General features: G+C 37.6%; 17 protein-coding genes. 4 read left to right on the top strand and 13 right to left on the bottom strand.

Going from position 1 to position 23,655, the window contains the following annotated elements:
* Nucleotides 1-77 precede the first annotated feature (77 nt).
* The 4 genes from IWC72_RS09415 (at nt 78) to IWC72_RS09400 (ending at nt 4,960) form a co-directional block, all read left to right on the top strand.
* The gene (locus IWC72_RS09415) at nt 78-995 is read left to right on the top strand and encodes a DUF6607 family protein (RefSeq protein WP_194529600.1); all 918 of its coding nucleotides are present in this window, start codon (nt 78-80) and stop codon (nt 993-995) included.
* Nucleotides 992-1,483, top strand: coding sequence for a DUF2271 domain-containing protein (locus IWC72_RS09410; protein WP_194529599.1), 492 nt, complete (start codon nt 992-994; stop codon nt 1,481-1,483). Before IWC72_RS09415 ends, IWC72_RS09410 begins: the two co-directional genes overlap by 4 nt.
* Before the next feature lie 254 nt (nt 1,484-1,737).
* Complete coding sequence (locus IWC72_RS09405; RefSeq protein ID WP_194529598.1) at nt 1,738-3,462, top strand: purine-cytosine permease family protein; 1,725 nt, start codon at nt 1,738-1,740, stop codon at nt 3,460-3,462.
* 13 nt (nt 3,463-3,475) lie between these two features.
* Nucleotides 3,476-4,960: a mannitol dehydrogenase family protein gene (locus tag IWC72_RS09400; RefSeq protein ID WP_194529597.1), complete on the top strand. Its 1,485-nt coding sequence runs from the start codon at nt 3,476-3,478 to the stop codon at nt 4,958-4,960.
* Nucleotides 4,961-4,981: 21 nt separating this feature from the next.
* On the opposite strand, the gene IWC72_RS09395 is transcribed toward IWC72_RS09400, so the two are convergent.
* From IWC72_RS09395 to IWC72_RS09335, 13 genes are all read right to left on the bottom strand, one after another.
* Complete coding sequence (locus IWC72_RS09395; protein WP_194529596.1) at nt 4,982-5,950, bottom strand: alpha/beta fold hydrolase; 969 nt, start codon at nt 5,948-5,950, stop codon at nt 4,982-4,984.
* A gap of 52 nt (nt 5,951-6,002) precedes the next feature.
* Nucleotides 6,003-6,821: an alpha/beta fold hydrolase gene (locus tag IWC72_RS09390; RefSeq protein WP_194529595.1), complete on the bottom strand. Its 819-nt coding sequence runs from the start codon at nt 6,819-6,821 to the stop codon at nt 6,003-6,005.
* 145 nt (nt 6,822-6,966) lie between these two features.
* Nucleotides 6,967-9,396, bottom strand: a complete 2,430-nt coding sequence (locus IWC72_RS09385; protein WP_194529594.1) for a TonB-dependent receptor family protein — start codon at nt 9,394-9,396, stop codon at nt 6,967-6,969.
* 139 nt (nt 9,397-9,535) lie between these two features.
* A complete protein-coding gene (locus tag IWC72_RS09380) occupies nt 9,536-11,974 on the bottom strand; it encodes an outer membrane beta-barrel family protein (protein ID WP_194529593.1) in 2,439 nt (812 codons plus the stop codon).
* A gap of 516 nt (nt 11,975-12,490) precedes the next feature.
* Entirely contained in the window at nt 12,491-12,715 is a 225-nt protein-coding gene (locus IWC72_RS20280; protein ID WP_226967993.1) for a hypothetical protein, read from the bottom strand.
* A 307-nt stretch (nt 12,716-13,022) separates the two neighbouring features.
* Complete coding sequence (locus tag IWC72_RS09370) at nt 13,023-14,219, bottom strand: acyl-CoA dehydrogenase family protein (protein WP_226979534.1); 1,197 nt, start codon at nt 14,217-14,219, stop codon at nt 13,023-13,025.
* 244 nt (nt 14,220-14,463) lie between these two features.
* Nucleotides 14,464-15,270 (bottom strand): sulfite exporter TauE/SafE family protein, encoded by an 807-nt coding sequence (locus tag IWC72_RS09365; protein WP_194525950.1) that lies wholly within the window; start codon nt 15,268-15,270, stop codon nt 14,464-14,466.
* Nucleotides 15,271-15,291: 21 nt separating this feature from the next.
* Complete coding sequence (locus IWC72_RS09360) at nt 15,292-15,705, bottom strand: DsrE family protein (RefSeq protein WP_194529592.1); 414 nt, start codon at nt 15,703-15,705, stop codon at nt 15,292-15,294.
* Nucleotides 15,706-15,725: 20 nt separating this feature from the next.
* Nucleotides 15,726-16,406 (bottom strand): Tat (twin-arginine translocation) pathway signal sequence containing protein, encoded by a 681-nt coding sequence (locus IWC72_RS09355; protein ID WP_194525948.1) that lies wholly within the window; start codon nt 16,404-16,406, stop codon nt 15,726-15,728.
* A gap of 6 nt (nt 16,407-16,412) precedes the next feature.
* Nucleotides 16,413-17,420 (bottom strand): c-type cytochrome, encoded by a 1,008-nt coding sequence (locus IWC72_RS09350; protein WP_226979533.1) that lies wholly within the window; start codon nt 17,418-17,420, stop codon nt 16,413-16,415.
* A gap of 439 nt (nt 17,421-17,859) precedes the next feature.
* The gene (locus tag IWC72_RS09345; protein ID WP_194529590.1) at nt 17,860-18,936 is read right to left on the bottom strand and encodes a nickel-binding protein; all 1,077 of its coding nucleotides are present in this window, start codon (nt 18,934-18,936) and stop codon (nt 17,860-17,862) included.
* A 293-nt stretch (nt 18,937-19,229) separates the two neighbouring features.
* Nucleotides 19,230-21,185, bottom strand: coding sequence for a helix-turn-helix domain-containing protein (locus IWC72_RS09340; RefSeq protein WP_194529589.1), 1,956 nt, complete (start codon nt 21,183-21,185; stop codon nt 19,230-19,232).
* 178 nt (nt 21,186-21,363) lie between these two features.
* Nucleotides 21,364-23,337, bottom strand: coding sequence for a helix-turn-helix domain-containing protein (locus IWC72_RS09335; protein ID WP_194529588.1), 1,974 nt, complete (start codon nt 23,335-23,337; stop codon nt 21,364-21,366).
* Nucleotides 23,338-23,655: the final 318 nt, after the last annotated feature.

Below are 23,655 nucleotides of genomic sequence, written 5' to 3'. Positions count from 1 at the left end.
TATTTTATTTTTAATCAGTCTAAATAAAATTTATATTTTTACAGCCGAAACAATAGACCACTAATAACATTTGTAATATGAAAAAATCACTCTTTTTACTCCTTTTAACCTCTACCATTAGTTTTCCTGGAATTGCACAGAAAAACAAACAAAAGCAAGATGCCGAAGCCATAAAAAAAATGTGCGGTTGCTTTGAGGTGACCTTCAATTTTGCCGAAACTTTTAATTACACCAACGACTCCCTTTACAAACCATCAAAAACTAAAGTGGACAAAGGGTTGGAATGGGCGCAGTTGGTAACGGACAAAGCCGATCAAGTTACCATACAGCACATTTTACAAGTAGGAAACCCTGCTGAGCCCATGATTATAAAGCATTGGCGACAAGATTGGTTGTTCGAAAACCAAGACCTTTATCTATACAATGCAGATAACAACTGGACGTATAAAAACAAAACCAATGAAGAAGTGGCGGGCCAGTGGACGCAAAAAGTATTTCAAGTAGATGACAGCCCTAGGTATGAGGGTACGGCAACATGGGTTCATGTAGATGGAAAAAGCTATTGGGAAAATACCACTCCTGCCCCTCTACCAAGAAGAGAATATACCACACGAGGCGATTACAATCTAACCCTGCGAGGTAACAGACAAGAGATCACGGATTATGGCTGGGTTCACGATCAGGACAATGATAAAATTTTGCGAGAAAGCGGGAAAGAAGGTGTGGTCATCGCCAAAGAAAAAGGATACAACACTTATGTAAGAGTAAATGATTCCCGTTGTGCAGCTGCAGCTGCCTGGTGGAAAGAGAATACCAAAAAATGGGAATTGGTACGTTCTAAATGGGACAAAGTATTTGACCGTAAAACGGACTTACACCTTGCTAAAAAAGTAGACAACAAGGTGCTTTACAAGTATCTTTTTGATGATGAAATAGTTAAGAAGAAAGAAATAGAAGAGATAATCGAGTCTTTTGTTACTACCGATGCTAAATGAAAAAGCAATATAAAATTGCAATAGCTTTTACACTATGTTTTCTGGGGTTGGTAAGTTTTATCAACCCTACAGAAACCGTTAATTACAAATGCATGATCCAACTAACCAATTATACGGGTGAAGGCGCATACATTGTAGTCTCTATACTTGATACGAATGAAGAGTACCAAGAAACCCTATACGTACAAGGAGATGACAATGAATGGTATCGTGATATTGAAAAATGGTGGAAAAATGTTTATGGTATAAGAAGACCAAATGTTGATGCTATTGTGGGTGAAACCGTTACCGGAGGACAACGTAAAATGACGGTCTTAAAAATACCCGTAGATAAAATTGATGTTGGTTATAAAATTCGGTTTGAGTCAGCAGTCGAAGATAATGAATACTTTAAAAGTGATGTAGAGTTTGAGCTAACCACAGAGAATTTAAAATCAAAAAAAGAAGGTAAAGGCTATATTCGTTACGTTCGTATGCTGCCGCAATAAACTATACGGATTTATTCAGCATAAAAAGCTATTCTAACATGGTTGCGTTTTAGTATTCTAGCTCTTAAAGGCCTAATCTTTTTAGATTACTGTACTAATCCATACTTATTTCATATAAAATTTCATTAAAAACAGTAGAAATAAAATTTTAACTAAAATCTTTTATTAAGTTAGTAATCTAAGATTGTATAACACTGGCACCAACCATGGATGGCGCCTACTTAAACCTGTTATCAATTCAAACTAACCAACTTATGGCCTCATCAGAAGATTTTACAGCATTTGAGCAACTGAATGAAGAACAATTACCCGTTCCAAAGCACAAATTACATGGATGGGCCCATTTTCTTGGCCTTTACGCCGGAGAGCACGTAGCGGCTACTGAATTTGTAATAGGTGCTACATTTGTTGCCCTTGGCGCCAAGACTACAGATATTCTATTGGGACTGTTAGTAGGGAATATTCTAGCCATTTTAAGTTGGACGTTTATTACGGCCCCAATTGCTGTTGAAACCCGCCAAAGTCTTTACACTTATTTAAACAAAATAGCAGGGGACTCCATGACCAAGCTATATAACTGGGCTAACGTAATCATATTCACCGTAATTTCTGCGGCCATGATTACGGTATCATCCACTGCAGTTAGGTTCGCTTTTGACATTCCCGCACAACTCAATTGGTATCCCACCAACGCTTTATTTGTATTGATTGTTTTATTGGTAGGTACCATTGTTGTTTTTGTTGCCATGTATGGCTTTAAGGCTGTTTCTGAATTCTCCAGTATTTGTGCCCCATGGCTTTTTGTAATGTTTAGTAGCGGAGCCCTTGTTCTCATGCCCGCTTTGGCAGATGCTGTTTTAGGGAAAACGGAACTAAGCGGATGGAACGATTTTCTTCTCATAGGAGATCAATCTATTTGGACCGGTATAAACAGCGGCGGCGAACCTGGCATTGGCCTTCTTGAAGTTATAGGCTTTGCTTGGGCCGCAAATACCATTACTCATTTTGGTTTAATTGATATGGCTTTATTACGCTATGCTAAAAAGAGTTCCTACGGATTAGCTACTAGTTCCGGTATGTTGTTCGGACATTTTGTTGCTTGGATATGTGCGGGAATAATGGGTGCCGGAACCGCTGTTTTAGTTAAAAAAAGCATTACAGAATTAGATCCTGGTGATGTAGCATTCTACGCTCTTGGGCTGTCCGGTTTTGTTATTGTAATTATTGCAGGATGGACAACTGCCAACGCTAACTTATATCGTGCAGGATTGGCCGCTCAGGCAATATTTTATAAACACTCAAGAAAAAAGACAACCCTTGTAGTGGGTATTGTTACCGTAATAGTAGCATGTTTTCCTTTCGTATTTAGTCAAATACTACCATTACTTACCTATGCAGGTCTTCTAGTAGTACCCGTTGGTGCTATTGTCTTTGCTGAACATGTCATATTCCCTCGTATTGGCCTTACTCGGTATTGGGTATCTTACAAAAATTTAAAACATAGCGTTCCCGCTATTGCTTCATGGGGAATAGGGCTAATCTTTGGCTTTGGCCTGAATGTATTGGATGTGATATCATTTTATTACTTATTCATACCCACTTGGATACTAACCATAATCTGTTATACACTTCTCTCAAAAAAATACGGAGCGAACCAAAATTACCCGGAAGAAGAGGCACTAGACAAAGAACAACACGAAAAAATACTAGCGTACCAGGCACACCAAGCAGAAACAGACCCTCCACACGTAAAAGATACTTCTACCCTCTCCAAAATATTAAAGATAGTCTCTTTCGCAAGTTTGGCTATTACCATGGTTCTAGCCATTATCACCATGTTCTGGAGTCCGGATATGGCTCAATACACCAATAATCGCGATGTTTTTTACACCTACGGTTTTATCTGTACGCTAACTTATTTTACCACTGCCTATTGGACTTTGCAGAGAGAAAAAACATTGAACAAAAGCGGCCATTAAAATCACATTTATAATGAAAGAATCTATATCATTAAATCAAGAGAATTTATCTCGTCTATCAAAAGGCATCAGCATACCTACTTATAACCGTGATGCAGTAAAAGCCGGAATCGTTCATATTGGCGTGGGTGGTTTTCACAGATCACATGAAGCAGTTTATACGGATACGTTGTTACATGAACCTGATGCTTCCAATTGGGGAATTTGCGGTGTAGGTCTTCGGGAAGGAGACCGCCATATAGCGGATATATTGAAAAAGCAAGATTACCTCTACTCTCTAATTGTTAAGCATCCTGATGGAAAAGTAGAAACTAAAGTTATTGGCTCTATTATAGATTTTATTCTATCTGTGGATAATCCGCAAGCGGTTATTGATAAGATGGCTGATAAGGACATAAAAATTGTTTCCCTAACTATAACCGAAGGTGGCTACAATTTTAAACCTTCCAACGGTGAGTTTGATTTTGATAATGCCGATGTAAAATACGATTTGGCAAACCCCAAAAGCCCTAAAACAGTATTTGGTTATCTGACAGCTGCACTAAGGAAACGGAAAGATTCAGGTATTACTCCCTTTACAATTCAGTCTTGCGATAATATTCAACACAACGGTGATATGACCTCAAAAATGTTATGTGCTTTTGCAGAGCGACAGGACCCAGAACTGGCAGCATATATTAAAAAAGAAGTCTGTTTCCCCAATGCGATGGTAGATAGGATTACACCAGTAACTTCAAAAGAAGATATTTCATACCTTAAAACAGAACTTAACCTAGTAGATGAATGGCCCGTAACCTGTGAGCCATTTACGCAGTGGGTGATAGAAGACATTTTTTGTAACGGACGCCCGTCTTGGGAAAATGTTGGTGCGCAGTTCGTGCCCAATGTTACGCCTTATGAAAAAATGAAAATCAGGCTTTTAAATGCCGGGCATTCTGTTCTTGGTTTACTAGGTTCTATTCAAGGATTAGAAACCATAGACAGCACAGTATCAGAACCTCTTTTCGCTACTTATCTTAGAAAGTTTATGGATGAGGAAGCTACACCTGTACTGGATACCGTTGAAGGAGTTAACCTTAATGATTACAAAAACAGTTTAATTGAACGTTTTGGGAACCCTAACATCAAAGACAATCTTGCGCGTATCTGCCTGGAGAGTTCTGCAAAGCTCCCGAAGTTCTTAATTGCTACCATTCATGATAATCTAGCAAATGGTGGAAGCATTAAATATGCAACGTTAGTAATTGCCGCATGGTGTTATTATAGTGATAAAGGGGTAAACCAACATAACGAACCTTTGGATATTGTTGATGCTATGAAAGATGAACTTCATGCAGCAGCAAGTAAAACTTCTGAAGATAAACTTTCATTTTTACGATTAGATTCAATATTTGGAAATCTGATTGAAAATCAAAAATTTACCGAACAATATGCCAAAATGATTGATATAATCTATGCTAACCCGAACGTATCTGAACAAATGAAACAAATGGTTTAAAGAAGCATCAACATAACTTAGTTAGTTTTTATTAATAAAATCAAGAACAATTTTGTTGAATTCAACAGGGTTTTCATACGCTAACCCATGTGAAGAATTTGATAATATAACAAATTCACTATGGTCTATGCAAGAATGAAGTTCATCTAATATGGCCGTTAAAACCTCTGGTGATTTATCACCTTTCATTAATAACACTGGTATTTTTACTGTTTTAATATCATCACATGCAAGAGGAGGAAGAAGATTCTTTCTAGTAACAGAAGCTCTTAGTTCTAAGGTATTATCTAGCATTAAGTCCTTTTCTTTCTGAGCTGCTTTTGAGAAATACAGACTATCCTCCAAAACACCTCCAATAAATAATTCCACCGCTTTTTCATCATTATTTTTCGCAAATTCCTCTCCCGTAGGAATCAATACATTGCCTACAAAATCATTTAATAACTCCTCACCTTTAGGAATATTCTGCAATAGTGACATAATCGGTGGTTCCCCAAGGGTTAAACTTTGTAATAATTCAGGATGCTCCAAAGCGGTTAGTAAGGACGTAAAAGCACCAAAAGAATGGCCTACAAGATGTACAGGTCCAACATCAAGTTCTTGAATAAACGCTGTAAGATCCTTTGAATGCGCAGTAACCGAAAAATCGGTTGAATCATTTATCATTTGTTTATTCGGATAAGCAAAACGGCGACTATACGCTATAACTCTATGGTTTTTAGCAAAGGCGTACATCTGTGCTTCCCAAACCCGATAATCATCTACTGTACCATGAACAAAGACAACGGGTTCTCCTTTACCTATATCCAAATAGTGGAAACTATCCCCATTAATCGAAATAGATTTGAGTTCGGCCTTAACCGGAGCAGGAACACTATTCTGCTTTTCATGTTTCGCCTCTTTACAGGAGATAAAACCAATTAGTATTACCATAAAACCTATACGTAGTGGTTTTGTAAAACTGATGATTTTTCTTTTTTGTGTAGTCATAACGATTTCTATTAATAGTATGAGCCGTATTAAATTGAGATTTAAACGGATATTAATTTTCTGTCAAAAAATCAACAATTGTCTCCGTAAAGAGTTCGCCCAATATTGTTTCTTTTTGTGGAACAGCATGGCCCAAATTGGGTACAATCCACAAGGATGATTCAGGAATTGCATTATATAACCCGACGGCAATATCAACAGGTATAATTGGGTCTTGGTCCCCATTTATAATTAAAGTGGGGCAATTTATTGTGGATAGGTATGGTGCCGTAAAATTCATGTCAGTATATGAATCTGCCATCTGATTGTAATATTTCAACAGAAGTCTTATTTGATCTTCACCTCCAGGTTGAACCGCTTTCATATATGTTATCCAGTCAGGTCTATCTGAAGCTACAGTTTCATAGGATTTACTTGCTAACCATTCTCTTGTGACCTTAGGAAGGTAAGGCGCTGAACCCAATAAAATTAGAGATTGAATACGGGTGGTATCCATTGTCGCCATATGCATCAGTGCCATAGCACCACCACTAAAACCCATAGCCGAGAATTTATCAACTTTCAGTTTATCAAGAAGACCATAGAAATCTACCGCTGTAGCTTTAAATGTAAATGAATCGGCTGTGGTCGTAGATTGGCCATGCCCTCTAGCATCCACTGTAATGACCATATTATTCTCACTTAATTCATCTACCCATGGAGACCACATATCATGGGTCATAGTATGACCATGTAACAAAAGAATTGCATCGCCCTCTCCCTTGATTTCGTAATACAATTTTACATCATTTACTTCTGCAAAATTATCCTCTTGAGCTAGTAGCCCTTGCATTACTACTATTGATAATGTGAATAAAATCAGCTTTTTCATTTTAGTAGAATTTATAGGTTAAATTTTATCTTAACTGATTGAAAAATCAACCGTTCTCTGAACTGAACAGATAAATGGTTATACAGTTATTATTGACCAGAGCAAATGAGAAAAATAGTTTAGAGAAAAATGTGAGGTCATACCCTCACATTCTATTTCGCTCCTCTTGAGACCCTGTTTGTCTATTTCTTTTTTCTTTTAATTTTTTATTACCAAATGGGAAAGAATAGGTTACCTGAAAAACTCGTTCGGACCAATCATTGTCACCATAGGTTTTTATACCCAGTTCCGGCTGGTGATATTCCCAATCGATAATTCCACTAGTTGCAGTGAGGTCTTGAATACTAAAAGTTAACGAGCTCTCATTTTTAAATTTTTTGTTGACACCTAAATTGATATAGTGACGCAAGTACAATTCTTGATCACCCGATATGAACGGACTCCTATAACGACCATCAATATTAGCGGACCAAGAGTTACCAAAATCAAAGACATTTGAAAGCTGGGCCGTAACCGTAAAAAGTCCTTTTTCAAAGGGCAATGGTCTATTGGAAGCATCTTTCACTTTTTTGTATGCTCCGTCTAGATTCCAGTTCATGGTCCAGAATTTTCCTAACTTTATCGGAAAGCTCATAGTTAACATAAGTCCATCCATACTATCAAAATTTATGGGTGTACTGGTCTGCAAGTTTTTCTCCTTATCAACGGTATTATAAAATGAAATGGCACCTTTAGTCCTATTGACCTCAAATGCTATCAAAAAAGAGCGATAATTATAGGCCAATCGCACCGCATTGGTAAAAGATGGCCTTATACGCGTGTTGGAAGTAACAAACAAGCTAGGATCAATTAATAAATAAAAACCTGCTAAATTCATAAAAACCGGTCGTTCAATACGCCTATTAAAAGACAGGGTAAACGTTCTGGTAGAATCTATGGCATAGCTGGTTCTTACCACCGGAAAAAGATTGGTATACGTAATCTCAAAATCATTAGTACTAGAGGCTTCCTCTAATTTGTAGGCATAATGTTCCAATCGCAAGCCCAAGTTACTTTCCCATTTGTCATTCCATTTTTTCTGCACGGCACCATGAGCCGCTAAAATATTCTCACTGATATCATCGTCCGTTCCAAAAGCCTCATCCTCCACCCAACTGCCCGAATTTCTATTCTGGGTTGCAGACATGGTACTTGAATTGTTAAAAGTGCCCTTAAGACCTGTTTCAATACGAGTCCCTTTTTCATTTTTCCATTCAAAATCGCCTTTCACTGTATATACTTCAAATTGTGAATCGCGATTAGACCTTGTTGCATCTACAGTATCTTCAGAATTTATGTAGTTCAGGAACGAGGAATTTTGTACATCTAACAAAACCCGATCCATATCTAAATTCAAGGAACTGGCCGGTGTTAGTTGCCAGAAATAATTGATATTGGCAAAGGTGTTTACGTTGGGGTTATCAATATCTAACAAGAACTGTAAGTCTACATCTGGCATTTCATTAATGATTCCTATTGATTTGCTCGTATAGTCATGACCGGACATATTATTCTTTGTATAGCCGAAAATTGCACCGATAATTTTGTTCTTATCAATTTCAAAATCTACTCCCATTGTGAAGCCTAGTGAATTATCCGAGGGATTGGTAAACCTTAACTTATTCTCATAAAAATATTCATCCCCTAAATAATCATACTGTCTATAATGGTTTATTCGCCACATTGGCGACTTACTACGAAACCCTGTTGTACTTCCATAAAGATTCAATCGGTTATTGCGGTAGTTAAGATCCAAACTACCGTTTAGTTTTTCCTTTTCCCCCATACCAACCGTTAAGCTAGCATTTCCATTAAGCCCATAAGATTGGTTTTCTTTTAGAACAATATGAATAATGCCCGCTGCATTGTTTGCATCATATTTTGCCGAAGGTTGATGAATAAGTTCTATTCGTTCAATATTCTCTGCTCGCATCCCTTTTAGCTGCTGTATTAGGGCTCCTTGTGGAACACGAGATATTCGATTATTGATCATGATCAGTACTTCACCTTTATTATTTAGCGAAATACTACTTGCATTTTCTTGCACAATTACTCCCGGAGCCTTTTGCAATACTTGCAAAGCATTATTACCACTAAAAGTAGACTGAGAACTTACATTCAGTATTAACCTATCATTTTTTTGTTGAAATAACGCTTTTTTGCCCACAACCTCAACCCCTTCTAAATGTTGATTTTGAGCAGTCATTTGTATAGGCCCCAGGGAAATCTCTTCTGGACTTTTAATTTCGATGGTTTTAAAAATCGATTCAAACCCAAGGAGTGAAACATTCATAATGTAGTCTCCTTCAACAATGTCTTCCAACAAAAATTTACCTTGCACATTAGTAGTAACGCCTTTCACCAAAGCCGAGTCTTGTTTTCTTAATAACAGGACATGGGCAAAAGTCATCGCCTCTTTATTTTCGTCTTTTATAGTTCCTGTAATGGAACTACTCTGAGCACACAAAGCTTGTAGTACACTAAAAAATAGTACGAGGTAAATCCAGCAATTAAAACATGATGGTCGCATCTCCATGGATTTACAATTTTTATTACTTTTTCATTTGAGAAAATGGCATAAAACAATCTCACTTTTCCAAACAAACTTTTCTCTTAAGCCTTTGTTAATTCAAAGTCCTTTTTTCACCAACACTTTTAAAATTCCTTAAAAACTATCAATTCACCCTTTGTCTTTCCTCTTCGGAACCGGTACCCCTTTGACGAGCAGATTTAAGTTTACGATTCCCAAAGCTGTTGGAGTACGTCAATAAAAAAGTACGATTAAAGAAATCAAACGTATTGGTCGTATTTAGGTTCTGCTCTGGTATATCCGTCTTTACCGTATATTTCATAGAGTCCAATACATCGTTCACCTTGAATGCCAACGTACCTCCTCGTTCACCAAACTTCTTTTGAATTCCTATATTTAAACCATAGAATTCCTCTAAAACTGCCGTTCCGGTAAAACTAATTATAGACGGACTATTATAGTTGATATTAAATTCCGAAGTCAGATTTTTTGCCATTGTAAACGATTGGGTATGGTTGATGTTAAATGTATTTTGTTCAAATTTAAATTTTGTACCCTCTAACGTATTGCCAATTTTGGTGTTCAAGTAGGTGAAATTATTTTGTATTTTCCACCAATTAGTCAATGTTACCGGAAGCCCCAGAGTCAAAGAAAAGATTTTGGTCTCATCTAAGTTTGATGCACCAAAAATTAGACGTTCACTCATTTCGTCAAATCGAGATTGGAATCTTGAAATTGCTCCATCCTCTACTGAGTATTGTGTTGACACTATCAAAGATTGATAATTGACATCAAATTTAACAGCATTAGAAATAGCGGGCTGAACAGCAGGATTACCAGCAAAAAAGGTCGTTGGGTCAACAAAAATAACGAAGGGAGCCATGTCATTGAACGTTGGCCTTGTTATACGTCGTGAGTAGGAAAAGTTAAAACTTAAGGTATCATTTACTTTGTGTGAGATATACGCCGTTGGAAACAATTCACCAAACGACCTATCTACCACTTTACCCCGTTTATCAGAAATGAGCTCAGAATTGGTATGTTCATAACGCAGCCCCAATTGCAAGCTAGTCTTCTCGTGTATTTTATAATCAATGCTACTGTATCCCGCCAGTATTTGCTCTTTTAGACTGCTGATTTCCGTAAGCTCAGCATCCTCTATAAAATTAGCCCCTTGAAACGTGCCAACGGTAACATCATTATTAAAATTACTAAACGCTCCTTTTATACCCACATCCCATTTAACCTTATCAGAACTATGAGCACGATAATCAACCTTACCTACCTTAATATCAATTGGAGTTATTTTATCGCTTTCTGTAAGCTCCTCCCTTAAAATATCATTGTTTCCATCAAAAAAACGGTTGGTATACATTGTAGGGTTTTCAATATCATACTTTAGGTAATCCACATCTAAACTTAGATACTTGTTATCTTTAAAATTGTGTTTCAGGTTAAAATTCAAACCCAAATGCTGAATTTGATTTCGCTCTATCAATAACAATTCTACAAATGAACTTGGCATACCCGCTTCAGTTTCAGAACTACCATTGGTTGCATCCATGGTCCATTTGTTATCATTGGCCCAAAACAACAGCCCCAAAATAGTATTACCAGATACTTGATAATCCAAGCCTGTCCGAATACTATGGTTTCGTTGTATAGGCTCACGGTCCGAAATGGTATACAGATGTATTGGTATATCATCCGCATCTATAAAATCACGGTCAAATTCAAACAACTGCCCTTGTGAATCCCTTAAAAAAGAATACGTACCGAAGAAATTAATCTTATCTTTTCTATAGTTGAAATTAATATTGTCTGATGTAACAGTACCATTTCCTACACCAAAAGACAATGCGTATGATCCGTTAAGACCGGCATCCGTATGTTCTTTTAGTACTATATTTATGAAACCGGCATTACCTTCTGCATCAAAACTTGCCGGTGGCGTGGTAATAAGTTCTATAGTCTCTATATTACCAGCATTCATTCCTTCCAATAGAGATATAACAGCAGTTGCAGGCATGTAACTTTGTTTGCCATTAATCATAACTACTACCCCACTTTTACCAATCAATGCTATGGAACTATTTTGTCTATCTACCAGTACTCCCGGTGACCGTTCTAGAATCTCTAGCGCAGAAGAGCCAGTTGATAAAATACTACTAGCCACATTTATAACCGTACGGTCAATTTTTTGAACGTACAGGTTTTTTTTTGATGCCACTATCACTTCATCCAATTCCACACCTTCAGATAATACAAGTGGAGACAAGGTTAATTCTTTTGTTCCTTCAAAATTAAACTCCTCAGTAGCGGTAGTTTTAAAACCAACCATGCTTGCCGATATTACATACCGGCTTTTTAATATGTTTTCAATCGAGAAAGAACCATTCTCAATTGAGATAGCTCCCTTTACAAATGAGGAATCACTTGCTTTTAATAACAATATGTTGGCGTAGGAAATAGGCTGGCCTGTTTCCGTTTGTACCTTTCCTGAGATAGTTTCTTGACTATAAGAAAACAACACGCCGAATAATAAAAAACAAATAATGGGAATTCCCCTGTTTAATAGTTTCATCACGCCTTAATTAAGGTGTTCAACAATTCATTAGGGGGAACCTATGGAAATGTAACATAAGCAAACAATTAAAAATATAAAAAACCCAAAACCACATCAATTCAGCTGTATGGATGGTATACTATTCTGTATACTTCGTTTTCGCTTTAATATTTACTCCTTCAACCACAGACTACGAAAGGACAACAAACAGTAGTACCCCCTTAACTACAAGTTTGTTCCCTCTACATCTCACCCTTCATTCAAAGGCGAGTGAGGTTCATTAATAATTTTCCAGCCATCATTGGTTTTTAAGAACAGTAATGATGTTTGCTCATTGACTACCACCAAATCCTCCCCAAATTTCAAATGAAAATCAGAATGAAAAGTTACGTTGGCAACCTCGCCATACACCGCTATTTTTAAATCTTGAGCAATAAACTTTATTACTTCAGTTACGGCCCCAAAAACATTACGCTCATAAACTTCGTTTGCTTCATCCCCATTTCTAGGTTCTCTATTTTTAAACTCGGTAAATTAGGGTCCATAAGCATGATATGAGATGAGCTTATCCATATCTCCGTCTCTAAGACTTTGTTCTATTCCGGCGAATACGCCCTTAATTTCTTCTTGTTCTGCAGAGAATTCATCCTCAAGTAAACTTGTATTATTAACCCCTCCATTGTCATCATCTTTTGCATCGCATCCAATAAAAGACATTCCAAATAAAAGAATCACTGCGTACACTGTTGCTGCTTTCATAACTTCTAAAGTTTTAGTGGTTTATAATTTTATACTTCACAAAGATGAAGGCGACAATTAAACCACACTTAACATGCATGTTGCAGACTTATTAATTTTTTAGTACCATGTTCAACTTATAATGCAAAACCTTTAAAAATTGATGAAAGGACACCAAAAAATCTTCTATTCATAAGAAAATCATATCATTAACCTGATACTTAAAAAATCTGACTTTCCAATAAAGATCTTTATATCAGGAACCGTTTCTTATTTCTCATTAAGAACCTAACTTGTTGTCTGGTTTTAGATATTATCTATTTTAAAATTATCTCGGTTTTAGGTCAAGGTCGATTCCCAACATGCCCTTGGCCATAATTTCACGGGCAAAATAGGTGTTAGCGGGATGTATTTTGGCCAAACGGGCATCGCGATACAAGCGTTCAAAACCAACCTTATGGATGAGTCCGGCACCGCCCATAATGTCCATCGCCTTATCGGCCAAACGCATTGAACCTTCAGCTGCATGACATTTGGCAGCTACAATCTTTACACCCCAGGCACCCCCATAATCCTTACCTTCGGCATATTCTCGTACAATGGTATCTAAATGCGGACCAATGCTTTCTACTTCCAATACCATATCCGCTACATCGCGCTGTATTCCTCCATGATAAGCCATAGAGGGCCGGCCCATGGAAATGGATTTCTTTTGAGGCAATTTTTCGATTACGGTATTCAAGATACGTTGGGCCAAACCGAAATATACATTGGCGAAACCGAAGTTGGCCCAGGCAAAAACGCCCAGAATAAACCCATCGATACCAGCAAAACCTGGAGCCACTTGTCTTGCTATATATTTATCCGGTATAAAGACACCGTTTAATATTGTATCATCGGAACGAGTGGCCCGCATGCCGAGCACATTGTCCCAAGTCTTTTTAATTTCATAGTTATCCGTTTCACGGGGCATAAAGACGTGTATGACCTTTGGATTGTCAGGGTCGCTATTGTCTTGCCCATGAAGCCCGAGGTAATCCCAAACAGGAGTAAGACTACCGAACATTTTATGGCCCGTAAGTTTGTAACCCCCTTCAACTTTCTCCGCTTCGCATGTAGAATAGAGCACCGGGGAGTCATTGCCCGACTCGCCATGCCCAGCAGCAAAAATTTTGCCTTTACCAGCTTCCTCCAGCACCCATTGCAGTGAGGTGTCACCCGAGCGATAGAGGTCTGCGACGAGACCTGTCCAGTAAATATGCATATTGAGGCCCAACGCAGTTGCCGCCGCGTGATAGGCAAGTTGTCGAGTGAGTTGTTCAACCTCGTCAATCAACATTCCATACCCCCCAAATTCTTCGGGAACGGCAATGAGCAGATACCCAGCTTCTTTAAGTTCATCAAAATCTTCCTGAAAAAATAGATTATTGGCATCGTAGTGTGCCGCTCGGTCTCGGCAATTTTGAAAAATGACCTCTAACTTTTCTAGCAATGCTTCTTTCTTGTCTGTCTGTGTCTCTATCATGATTCCTTTTTTAACTGTTATTTAAATGGATATATAAATCTTGAGTCATGTGACCTAGAAAATTTTACTTTTTCCGAATCACTAATTAAAAACAAAAAAGGGGGAGTTTTGAGCATGGACAGCGGGTTGTACAGCCATACATCGCGTTTCATTAAAATTACCTATCAAACGTATTTTACCATGTAAGTTTTGGTTCAAATGATAATACATATGTGCCATTTGGGTAAACCCGCATCGCATACAACTAGAGTTGGTTACCTACTTCTTTACAAAAAATACTTATGGCCATTATGAGCACAAACCAGCCGAAACTTCTCTTTAGTCTTTCGCACTTTACAAAAGATGATAGGTAGACTCCCAAAAATATCCCGGCAATAGAAATCAAGGTAAATACTGATAGGAATGTCCAATTGATTTCTAGGTTACCTAAATCACCTGAAAACCCAATCAATGATTTTAGGGCGATTATAAACAGTGACGTTGCCACCGCTTTTTTCATGGGGAGTTTTACAAGTAATACCAAAACCGGAATGATTAAAAATCCGCCGCCTATACCAACTATTCCAGTCAAGACACCAATGATTATCCCTCCTCCTACCATCAAAGGGTAATTATACAGCGTCATTATTTTATCCTCAACGGCACGCTCTTTCTTAAATATCATTGACAATGATGCCACCAACATTAATATGGCAAAAAGTAACATAATACTCATATTTCTAGTCAGCACAACACCGCCTACCGAAATCAGTTTTTCCGGAATTATTGGAACTATAAACCTTCTAGCGATATATACTGCTACAAATGCAGGAATGGCAAAAACCAAAGCTATCTTAAAATCTATCAAACCCTTTTTGAAACTTTTTACTGCTCCTACCGAGGCAGAAGTACCCACCACAAATAATGAATACGTGGTTGTTGCAACGGGACTGATTTGAAATAAATAGGTGAAAATAGGAACAGCCATAATGGACCCACCACCTCCCATCAGCCCCAATACAACACCTATGGCCAAAGCCCCCAAATATCCCAAAATATGGATGGTTTCCATGCTCAGCAGGTTATAGTTTGGTTATTTTCCTTCTTTTATATAGCCCCAGCCAAGCTGTTGTTTGGCAATAATCTCATAAATACCGTCGGGCACAGTGGTAACGCCAGGAATCAGATCGCTAATACTCTTTTTATTCCTTTTTAAGGTATTTGCACACACCACAATAGAGACATTATCATTCTTTACAATTTCGCGAAGTGTCTCACCTGCAGCAGAAGAATTATTATCAACCATACTGTAAGCACTGCTATACACCACGAGTTCAAATTCAGAATCCGGATAGGTCTCCGACATTAATCGTACATGACGGGCTGCGGATTTATGCACATCGGTATTTGCGCTTGTTACATCAAAAACAACTTTTATGGGCTTTTCTTGGGCTACGGCAATGTTCGTTACGAATAGCACCATTGCCAATTGTATATACTTTTTCATCTTTCCTAAATTTTAGATTATTAATTTCCGGCAAAAATGTAGCCACAACCTTTCTTTTGGGCTCTTCCTAATGCCCAGACACCGGAAGGAACTACATGAATTCCCGGTTGAACCGCATCTAGCCATTCTTGATATACTTCTTTAGCATCCAGCCCCATTTTTTGGGCAACGACACCACTATATACTGAAAGAGCCAAATTGCAAACGCAGAACATGGCTCCTCTTTGTTGCATGTCTTTTATACCCTGAATTACAGGCATGGGAAAATCTCCTTCCATTGGTTCGTAATAAGGATTCCGTAAAGAGGGAGCCTTGGTGGCATTATCATTTACTCCGAAGACCTCTCCCAGCTTGTACTTCTTCCACACTTCTGATTTTAATGCAAACGGAATGGCGTTGTGTCGTAAAACCGTCATTGCCGTAATATCATCATCACTAGAACCGGTTTCATTATTTGACAGATAAAAAGCCCAGTTCCAGATAACAGGAAAACCATCATGGGGCGTAGACCCATCGTAGACAATGCGATGCTCGCCTTTAATATTTTCGAACCAATCTTCGGCCTCCGTCATTTTTTTATCATCAAATTCTAGCATATTGGCATGCACTGGGTTGGTAATTATTGAAAAGGTACTTGCAGTAGCACCCATAAGTACCGAACCCATAAACTTTCTTCTTGAATTCATGTTCTTTGTTCTCATAATTAATTATTTAGATTTAACAATATTGTGGTTGATTTTATAGTGATCTATTATAGGTTTGAATGGCCCCAACTGATGCTGTGTTATTGAAAAGGTATCGGCATATGGTGGATATGGCGTTGAGACCGGCTTTTTCTTTAAGTCCGGAAAATCTTTGTCCTTATTTAGTTTTTGCGGTCGCCTTTGTTGGTTAATAAACCCTGCCACGTCATAGGCTTCTTCATCCGTTAAAACTGGATTTTCATAGGTTGCCCCAAATGGCATATTGGTCTTAATAAATTGGGCCGCAGTAATTACCCTTGTCATTCCCGCCCCATTATTGTAGCTATCACCTCCCCAAAGTGGTGGATACTCATAATGTGTATCAACACCATCAACTGACCTTTTACCTTGCCCATTCTTGCCATGGCATACAATACAATTGGCGGTAAAAACACTTTTTCCCATTTCAAGATTGACAGCCCTATCAGGAATCTTAATTTTCACAAAACCCTGCCCTTTGATTTTACCATCTTTTGGAGCGAATCGGCTCAACCAATTCAAATATGAGATCATAGCTTTCATTTCTTTACTCTCTGGCGGCAACATTTTACCGTTCATGCTACGTTCCATGCAACCGTTAATACGCTCTTCAATAGTTCCTATCTTATTTTCCCTGCCCCTGAACTGGGGAAATCTTTGTATAATGCCGATTAAAGGTGCCGCGTAAGGTTTAGTTCCGGACCACAAATGACAATTGGAACAGGAAAGATTGTTTCCTGCAAAGACCTTATTGCTTTTCCCACTGTTTGGACCTATATATTTTGAGGTATTCCGGAATACCTCATATCCTTGCTTTATTAGTTCATCTTCATCGGAATTTGTCAGCTTTGAAATGTCATAATTCATATCGTACATTTCATTGAATACGCTCTGGTTTATGTAACCAGTAAACAATCCTCCCCAACACGTCCAAAGCAAAAAAAGAGATAGTAGCAACAGTGTCACAAAGGGAATAGAAAGCCTCTTTCTCAACCTCTTGACATTTTTACAAAACCGATATTTTTTTACCGTTTCCATTATAATTACTCTCTGTTATTCTATGTATTGCAAACCAAAAATTGGGCAGTACTTTCTAGCGGACATTGGGTGTCCCGTTGTATTCCAATAATGTTTAGGAGGGAATATAATCAGTAAGAGATCTATGGTCTTACTTCAATTTATTAATGTAAAACTACAATAGGAAATGCCGGAGAAATGTAAGTTTTGTTTCAAAGGTTCGAACATTTGAAACACGCTTGTACTTTTTATCTCAAAAGATGAAACAAATGGTTCATCTGGTTCAAACACTATAAAACTTAGAAATTGAAAAACTTTGCAAACCCGATTGCCAAATTATATAAGGGTCTTAAAACCAACATCATATTCTATTCAACAACAAAAGAAACATGGACTATACATACAAAAATTACTCTTAGACGGCATTTAATCTGGCAAAAGATGTGGGAAGCACATCATACCGGTTTCTAAAGACCCTTGTAAAATATGTGGGACTATTAAAACCCAAATCATATGCAATTTCGGCTACGGTTTGGTCATTGCACTTTAAAGCCCTGAGTGATTTTCGGAGCCGCAGTTCTCGTATCATCGTATTAGGCGACATACCAGTAAGCGATTTTATTTTTCTATACGTCTGCGCCTTGCTTAGGTGTAATTGATGACTAAGTACGTCGCCTTTGAAATTGGGGTCATTCAATTCATTATTTAAAATTAAGGACAGTTTTTCACAGAACAAAAAATCGGTCGCGTTTACAATTTTCACATGAGCGTGATTTATCTTGGGTGTGTTCGATTCTTTATGGGAAAGCACCTCTGTAATGGCATCCATATAGACTACTTTGCTCAATCCTACCCAACAAAGAGTGCGTACCTTTTTTTTGGTTTCCTCAAATAGGTCTACTCCTTTTTCATCAACAGGACTACCACTGACTAGGGCCAATCGGTATTCAAAATTAACCGGAATGGTCTGTAGTAAATTAGCAATAGCCATTGCCGCTATAATGGCATCGGAAGCTAACAGAAAAGATGCCATGGTCTCATCTTCATTAGGCTGGCGCACTATTTTTCCATGAAATTTATCAATCAAACTTCTTGTCTCCTTTATATAATGCCGGTAATTTCCTGAAAAGTCCGATGTACTTATTAGCATTATTGTTCTGAAACCCGTATCAAGGTCACCATTCGCAGTATAGGCTAAATCTTCCTTTTGGGTGCTTCCCTGTGCCATAAAAATATTGTACTCATCATCAGAAACTTCAATGATATTACAGGCGGTCATACCATGTGATTCCGCGTGCGTTTTGTGACAGGCTTCTTTATTTGGGCCTTCCATTAGGCAAAACACCATTTTGTTCTCTTCGTTCACCCAATACTTACGTTGAATAACTCCGAAACGCTCTTGTACAGCAAGATCATGTAAATGGGCCTGAATAACGTCTTTGACAGTGAAGTCATCGGAATCTACCTTGTGTATGTCCATAAATAATGGCATGATTTGAAAATTTTGGGTTTATAGTACACTTAAAACATTGACTATCAACAGTATAAATGCAAACGAATTTATAAGATGGAACGTTTTAATCAAAGGATAGCACAAATAGCTCGTCACCCTATTAAAAGTTCATGTTTTAGTTTTCGTCTAACTATCCATAGACTCATCAAAACAAAGATTTAAAGAATTACAATGCACTTATTACAAATATGTTCCAAACCTATTAAGCTTTAAATCAACAGTTTAAATTATGGTGCAAAACCTTCAAAAATTGTTGAAATAAGATGGAAAATCTAGTGTTGCGAAGAAGATTTAATAGGTAACTCGATGTTGGAAAACCCGACCTTATCGTACAGTTCTCTGTATCGCAAATCATTTCTAATAGGTGCTAATAATGGTTCTTCCCGTAGCCAGGTCATTTCTACTTCATGCCTATCATACGATTTTTGAAGCCATTCAAAAGTTCTTTCATAATCATTAATATGGGCATAATAGAGGGCGATAAACCATGCTGGGCTGCCTGACGAACCTTTTTTGTACTCGTTTTGCAACTCGTTTAAATGCTTATTTACTTCCGAATTCTCACCCTCCATTTTAGCGTAGACAGCGTTAAACCACATTAGTATTGGTGGATAATCTGAAAATTTAGTTACTACTTTTTCAAGTTGAATCCTCGATTTTTCATATGCTCCCAAATAATAATATAACTTGGTAGATTCTCGTAAATAAAACCAGTTATCCGTATAAAAAGGGTCTGATTGCGTTAATATTTTTAAGGCCTCATCATTAGAGCCTAAATAAAACATAGCCTCTGCTTTAAAAAATGGATAAAATACGTTTGATGGATCATTTATCTTTAAATCTTGAACGGTCTCCAGAGTTTTTTCTGGTCTTCCGGTTTTTATAGGGTAATCTAGAGAAATAACAGATGGTTTGTCTAGGATGGAATCATCTAATATTTTTTTATAAAATTTCTCTACAAGTTCAAAATTCCAATCATAAAAAAATCGTCCTGTATTTAGCTCTTCTTCAACGCGTAAATTCGTTGGTTCTATTTTTAGAGCTTGTTCCAATAATGCTTTCGCATTACCCCAAGCAATTTGCTCCTCGTAAAAACCCCAAACGGAGCCGCCCATATGCCAAACATTAGCCATATCCACATAGGCTTCTATAAAATTTGAATCTGCCGCAATAGCATTCTTATAAAGGTTTATAGCATTGGAATATGATAGTTCGTCTCCTTTATTTCTTTGAAATTCCCCTTGAAGATAATACGAATAGGCATCTTTACTTTTTGTCGGCACTTTTTTAATATTGGCTAATTCATCTTTAGCTATTGTGGCATTCATGTTATTCACTATTCCTTCTACTACCTCGGTCTGCAGGTCAAAGATTTCGTCAGATTTCCATTCTTTGGTGTATTCCTGTGACCAAATATGTTCATTTGATTTCCCATGAATTAATTGAAGGTTAATTTTAATTTGGTCTCCTGAAATCTGAAGATTCCCCTGCAACAGGTTCGTAACACCTAATTCTGCCGCTATTTCTTGGGTAGTTTTATCCGTTTCCTTGAATTTTACGGTAGAGGTAAAAGGAATTACCTTATCAATAGCACTCACCTTTGTTAATCTTGAGATAACCGCATCCGTCATGCCATCGCTTACATATTCCAAATCCGGATTTCCCGTCCAATTTTTAAGGGGCAGAACTGCAATTGACTTAGTATCGGTTGCATTTTCTGTTACTGGAATTGATGTCTCGTCTCTTGAGGTCTGTCTATAAAAAAACACAATTAAAAGAAGGAGAACCAATGGTAAAGCAACCCAGAGAATAGATCTCTTTCTGTTCCAATGGTCCTTTTTAATATTGATAATAGCGGATTGTTCTTCCACTACTAACTCATCTTTTAACCTAGATTTGACTTCGCCTGGCGTATACCCATAAAACTTATGAAAACAAGTACTAAAATAAGTGGCACTGCTAAAACCTACACGATATGCTGTTTCCGAAGCGGTGACATCCTCTTCTTGAAGAATTTTTAACGCTCGTTTTAGTCGATATTCCCTTATAAACTGACTTGTGGAAATACCTAATGTCTTATGTAGTTTTCTATGCAGATTTGACCTGCTCATACCCACGTTTTCCGCAAGATGGTCTACCCCAAACTGATCATTGTTCAAGTTCGCCTCAATTTCTCTCGAAAGTTTATCGACCAGTGTTTCTTGCGACGATTTTTCCTGAATCCCCATAGATATATTTTTGTCTTTTACATTACCTGACATGTATCTGCACGAGGGGGTATAAGTTAGGTAAAATATTACGAAGTGTATGATCTATAGTGTTCTAGACGGGGCTTTTTGTTTTCCTCATAGAAAGAATACAATGATGTTATCGAAAAAAGTCAATGTAAACCAAATTTACTCAATACTAATTTTTTAAAGAAGATTTTATGGGCAAACCAATACTAGAAAACCCCACATTTTCGTAGAGGTCCTTATATCTGGAATCGTTTCTAATAGGGGCCAACAATGGTTCTTCACGAAGCCAAGTCATCTCTACTTCATGTCTATCATACGATTTCTGAAGCCACTCAAAAGTGCTCTCATAATCTTTTGTATGGGCATAATAAAGGGCTATAAACCAAGCCGGGCTGCCGGACGATCCATTCTCATATTTAGCATGTAATTCAGCCAGATGTTTGCTAGTCGCTTCCGTATTTCCATCTATTTGAGCAAAAACCGCGTTCAGCCACATAAGAAGCGGAGGATAATCGGGAAATTGATTGAATATTTTTTTCAGCTGAGTTTTTGATTTTTCATGTTCACCCAAATAGAAATATTGCTTTGCCGATTCCCTTAGATAGAACCAATCATGACTGTGCCTTACGTTCATTCTATTTAATAAGTCAATAGCTTCACGCGTTTTACCTAAAAACATTAAAGCCTCTGTTTTAAAACAGAAAAGAAAACCTATTATAGAAGGGTCGCGTAACAAGTGTTCGTTGACACCTTCAATAACTTCTATATACTTTCCGGTTTTTATGGCATAATCAGTGTTGATCATTGGCGTGAGGCTGTACGGATAATCTTTAGATTTTTTTTGATAGAATTCTTCTACCCGTTCAAAATTCCAATCAAAATAAAAATATCCAGTGTTCAATTCTACTTCAACCTCTTGGTTAGACGGGTCGATTTCCAAGGCCTTTTCTAAAAGGTACTTGGCGTTTTTCCAAGCCAGCTGTTCGTCATAAATACCCCAGACCATTCCTCCTCTATTCCACATTCTGGCTAGACCATTGTATGCATCTACAAAATTCGAATCTAGGGCAATGGCTCTTTCATAAAGAGGCATGGCAAGTTTAAATGTAGCCTCAGTTAATTTGTTACGTTGAAATTCCGCTTGAAGATAATAGGAATAGGCTTGTTTGTTTTCCGTAGGTATCCTTTGGAGGGCTTCCAGTTCATCATCGGCAATTCCCACGTTCATAACCTTGGCGATGTCTTCTACCACTTCGTTCTGTAGCTCAAAAATCTCGTCGCTTTTCCATTCTTTCATAAACTCTTCGGACCATAGGTGGTCATTTGAATTCATATCGATCAATTGTAGATTGATTTTAATCTGGTTACCCGAAATTTGGAGATTGCCTTGCAAAAGTCTTGCTACCCCAAGTTCGGATGCAATCTCGTTTGGGGTCTTTTTGGTATCCTTATAGTTTAACACCGATGAAAATGGGATTACCTTATCGATGTTAGTGATTTTGGTAAGTCCTGATATGACGGCATCGGTCATTCCATCGCTTACATATTCTAAATCGGTATCTCCCGTCAAATTTTTAAAAGGAAGTACCACGATTGATTTCTCATTGGCCGGTTTCCTAAGAGTAATTGTATCCTTATTTTCCTTTGCAGCAGAATCATAGAAATAGAAAACTACTGCACATAAAACAATAACGGACATTGCTACCCACAGCATTCTTTTTTTAGAACCATCTCTATCGATTGGAGTACTTTGTTCAACAAAAACCTTTTCTATTTCCTCAGTACTTTTAGATTTCACCTCACCTGGCGTATACCCATGGTACTTATGAAAGCAAGTATTAAAATAGGTGGCACTGCTAAATCCTACTCTATACGCCGTTTCCGAAGCCGTGATATCTTCTTCCTGAAGAATTTTTAGAGCTCGTTTTAATCTATACTCTCTTATAAACTGACTTGTGGAAATACCTAATACCTTATGTAGTTTTCGGTGTAGACTAGATCTACTCATGCCCACGGCCTGCGCAAGACTATCTACCCCGAATTGGTCGTTATTTAGATTTAACTCAATTTCTTTCCTGAGTTTATCTATCAATCCACCCTGCGATGGTGTTGCCTTACTCCCTTTAGATAAATTTTTAGACATACCCATTTAATTGAATATCAAATTATTATCCGAGGGAAGCACAAGTTAAGAAAAATACGATTAAACAATTCAAAGAGAGATCATAAAGCAGTACACACCTAAGTTATAGGACTGCAACTAAGCCTTTATTTACCCGCTTCACAAAAGCTACCGTGTTAATTATACAAAATATGGTGCAATCCATACAACTAAGCTAGTTCTACGGAAATGATTTCATACTTTGAAATGTTCCCCTCTCATTTAATTGTTCCCCTGTAGTTAACAAACACATTTACTTCCCCTGTACAATGCTAACCTTTAATATTTTAGGTCATTAAT

The sequence above is a fragment of the Zobellia roscoffensis genome (assembly GCF_015330165.1).
Taxonomy (GTDB): domain Bacteria; phylum Bacteroidota; class Bacteroidia; order Flavobacteriales; family Flavobacteriaceae; genus Zobellia; species Zobellia roscoffensis.
Note: the sequence above shows the minus strand (reverse complement) of the source record. Positions and strands in the feature narration are given on the sequence as shown.

Coding starts and splice junctions, on each gene's coding strand:
- IWC72_RS09415 (WP_194529600.1), top strand. CDS start 78: ATGAAAAAATCACTCTTTTTACTCCTTTTAACCTCTACCATTAGTTTT.
- IWC72_RS09410 (WP_194529599.1), top strand. CDS start 992: ATGAAAAAGCAATATAAAATTGCAATAGCTTTTACACTATGTTTTCTG.
- IWC72_RS09405 (WP_194529598.1), top strand. CDS start 1,738: ATGGCCTCATCAGAAGATTTTACAGCATTTGAGCAACTGAATGAAGAA.
- IWC72_RS09400 (WP_194529597.1), top strand. CDS start 3,476: ATGAAAGAATCTATATCATTAAATCAAGAGAATTTATCTCGTCTATCA.
- IWC72_RS09395 (WP_194529596.1), bottom strand. CDS start 5,950: ATGACTACACAAAAAAGAAAAATCATCAGTTTTACAAAACCACTACGT.
- IWC72_RS09390 (WP_194529595.1), bottom strand. CDS start 6,821: ATGAAAAAGCTGATTTTATTCACATTATCAATAGTAGTAATGCAAGGG.
- IWC72_RS09385 (WP_194529594.1), bottom strand. CDS start 9,396: ATGGAGATGCGACCATCATGTTTTAATTGCTGGATTTACCTCGTACTA.
- IWC72_RS09380 (WP_194529593.1), bottom strand. CDS start 11,974: ATGAAACTATTAAACAGGGGAATTCCCATTATTTGTTTTTTATTATTC.
- IWC72_RS20280 (WP_226967993.1), bottom strand. CDS start 12,715: ATGAAAGCAGCAACAGTGTACGCAGTGATTCTTTTATTTGGAATGTCT.
- IWC72_RS09370 (WP_226979534.1), bottom strand. CDS start 14,219: ATGATAGAGACACAGACAGACAAGAAAGAAGCATTGCTAGAAAAGTTA.
- IWC72_RS09365 (WP_194525950.1), bottom strand. CDS start 15,270: ATGGAAACCATCCATATTTTGGGATATTTGGGGGCTTTGGCCATAGGT.
- IWC72_RS09360 (WP_194529592.1), bottom strand. CDS start 15,705: ATGAAAAAGTATATACAATTGGCAATGGTGCTATTCGTAACGAACATT.
- IWC72_RS09355 (WP_194525948.1), bottom strand. CDS start 16,406: ATGAGAACAAAGAACATGAATTCAAGAAGAAAGTTTATGGGTTCGGTA.
- IWC72_RS09345 (WP_194529590.1), bottom strand. CDS start 18,936: ATGCCATTATTTATGGACATACACAAGGTAGATTCCGATGACTTCACT.
- IWC72_RS09340 (WP_194529589.1), bottom strand. CDS start 21,185: ATGGGGATTCAGGAAAAATCGTCGCAAGAAACACTGGTCGATAAACTT.
- IWC72_RS09335 (WP_194529588.1), bottom strand. CDS start 23,337: ATGTCTAAAAATTTATCTAAAGGGAGTAAGGCAACACCATCGCAGGGT.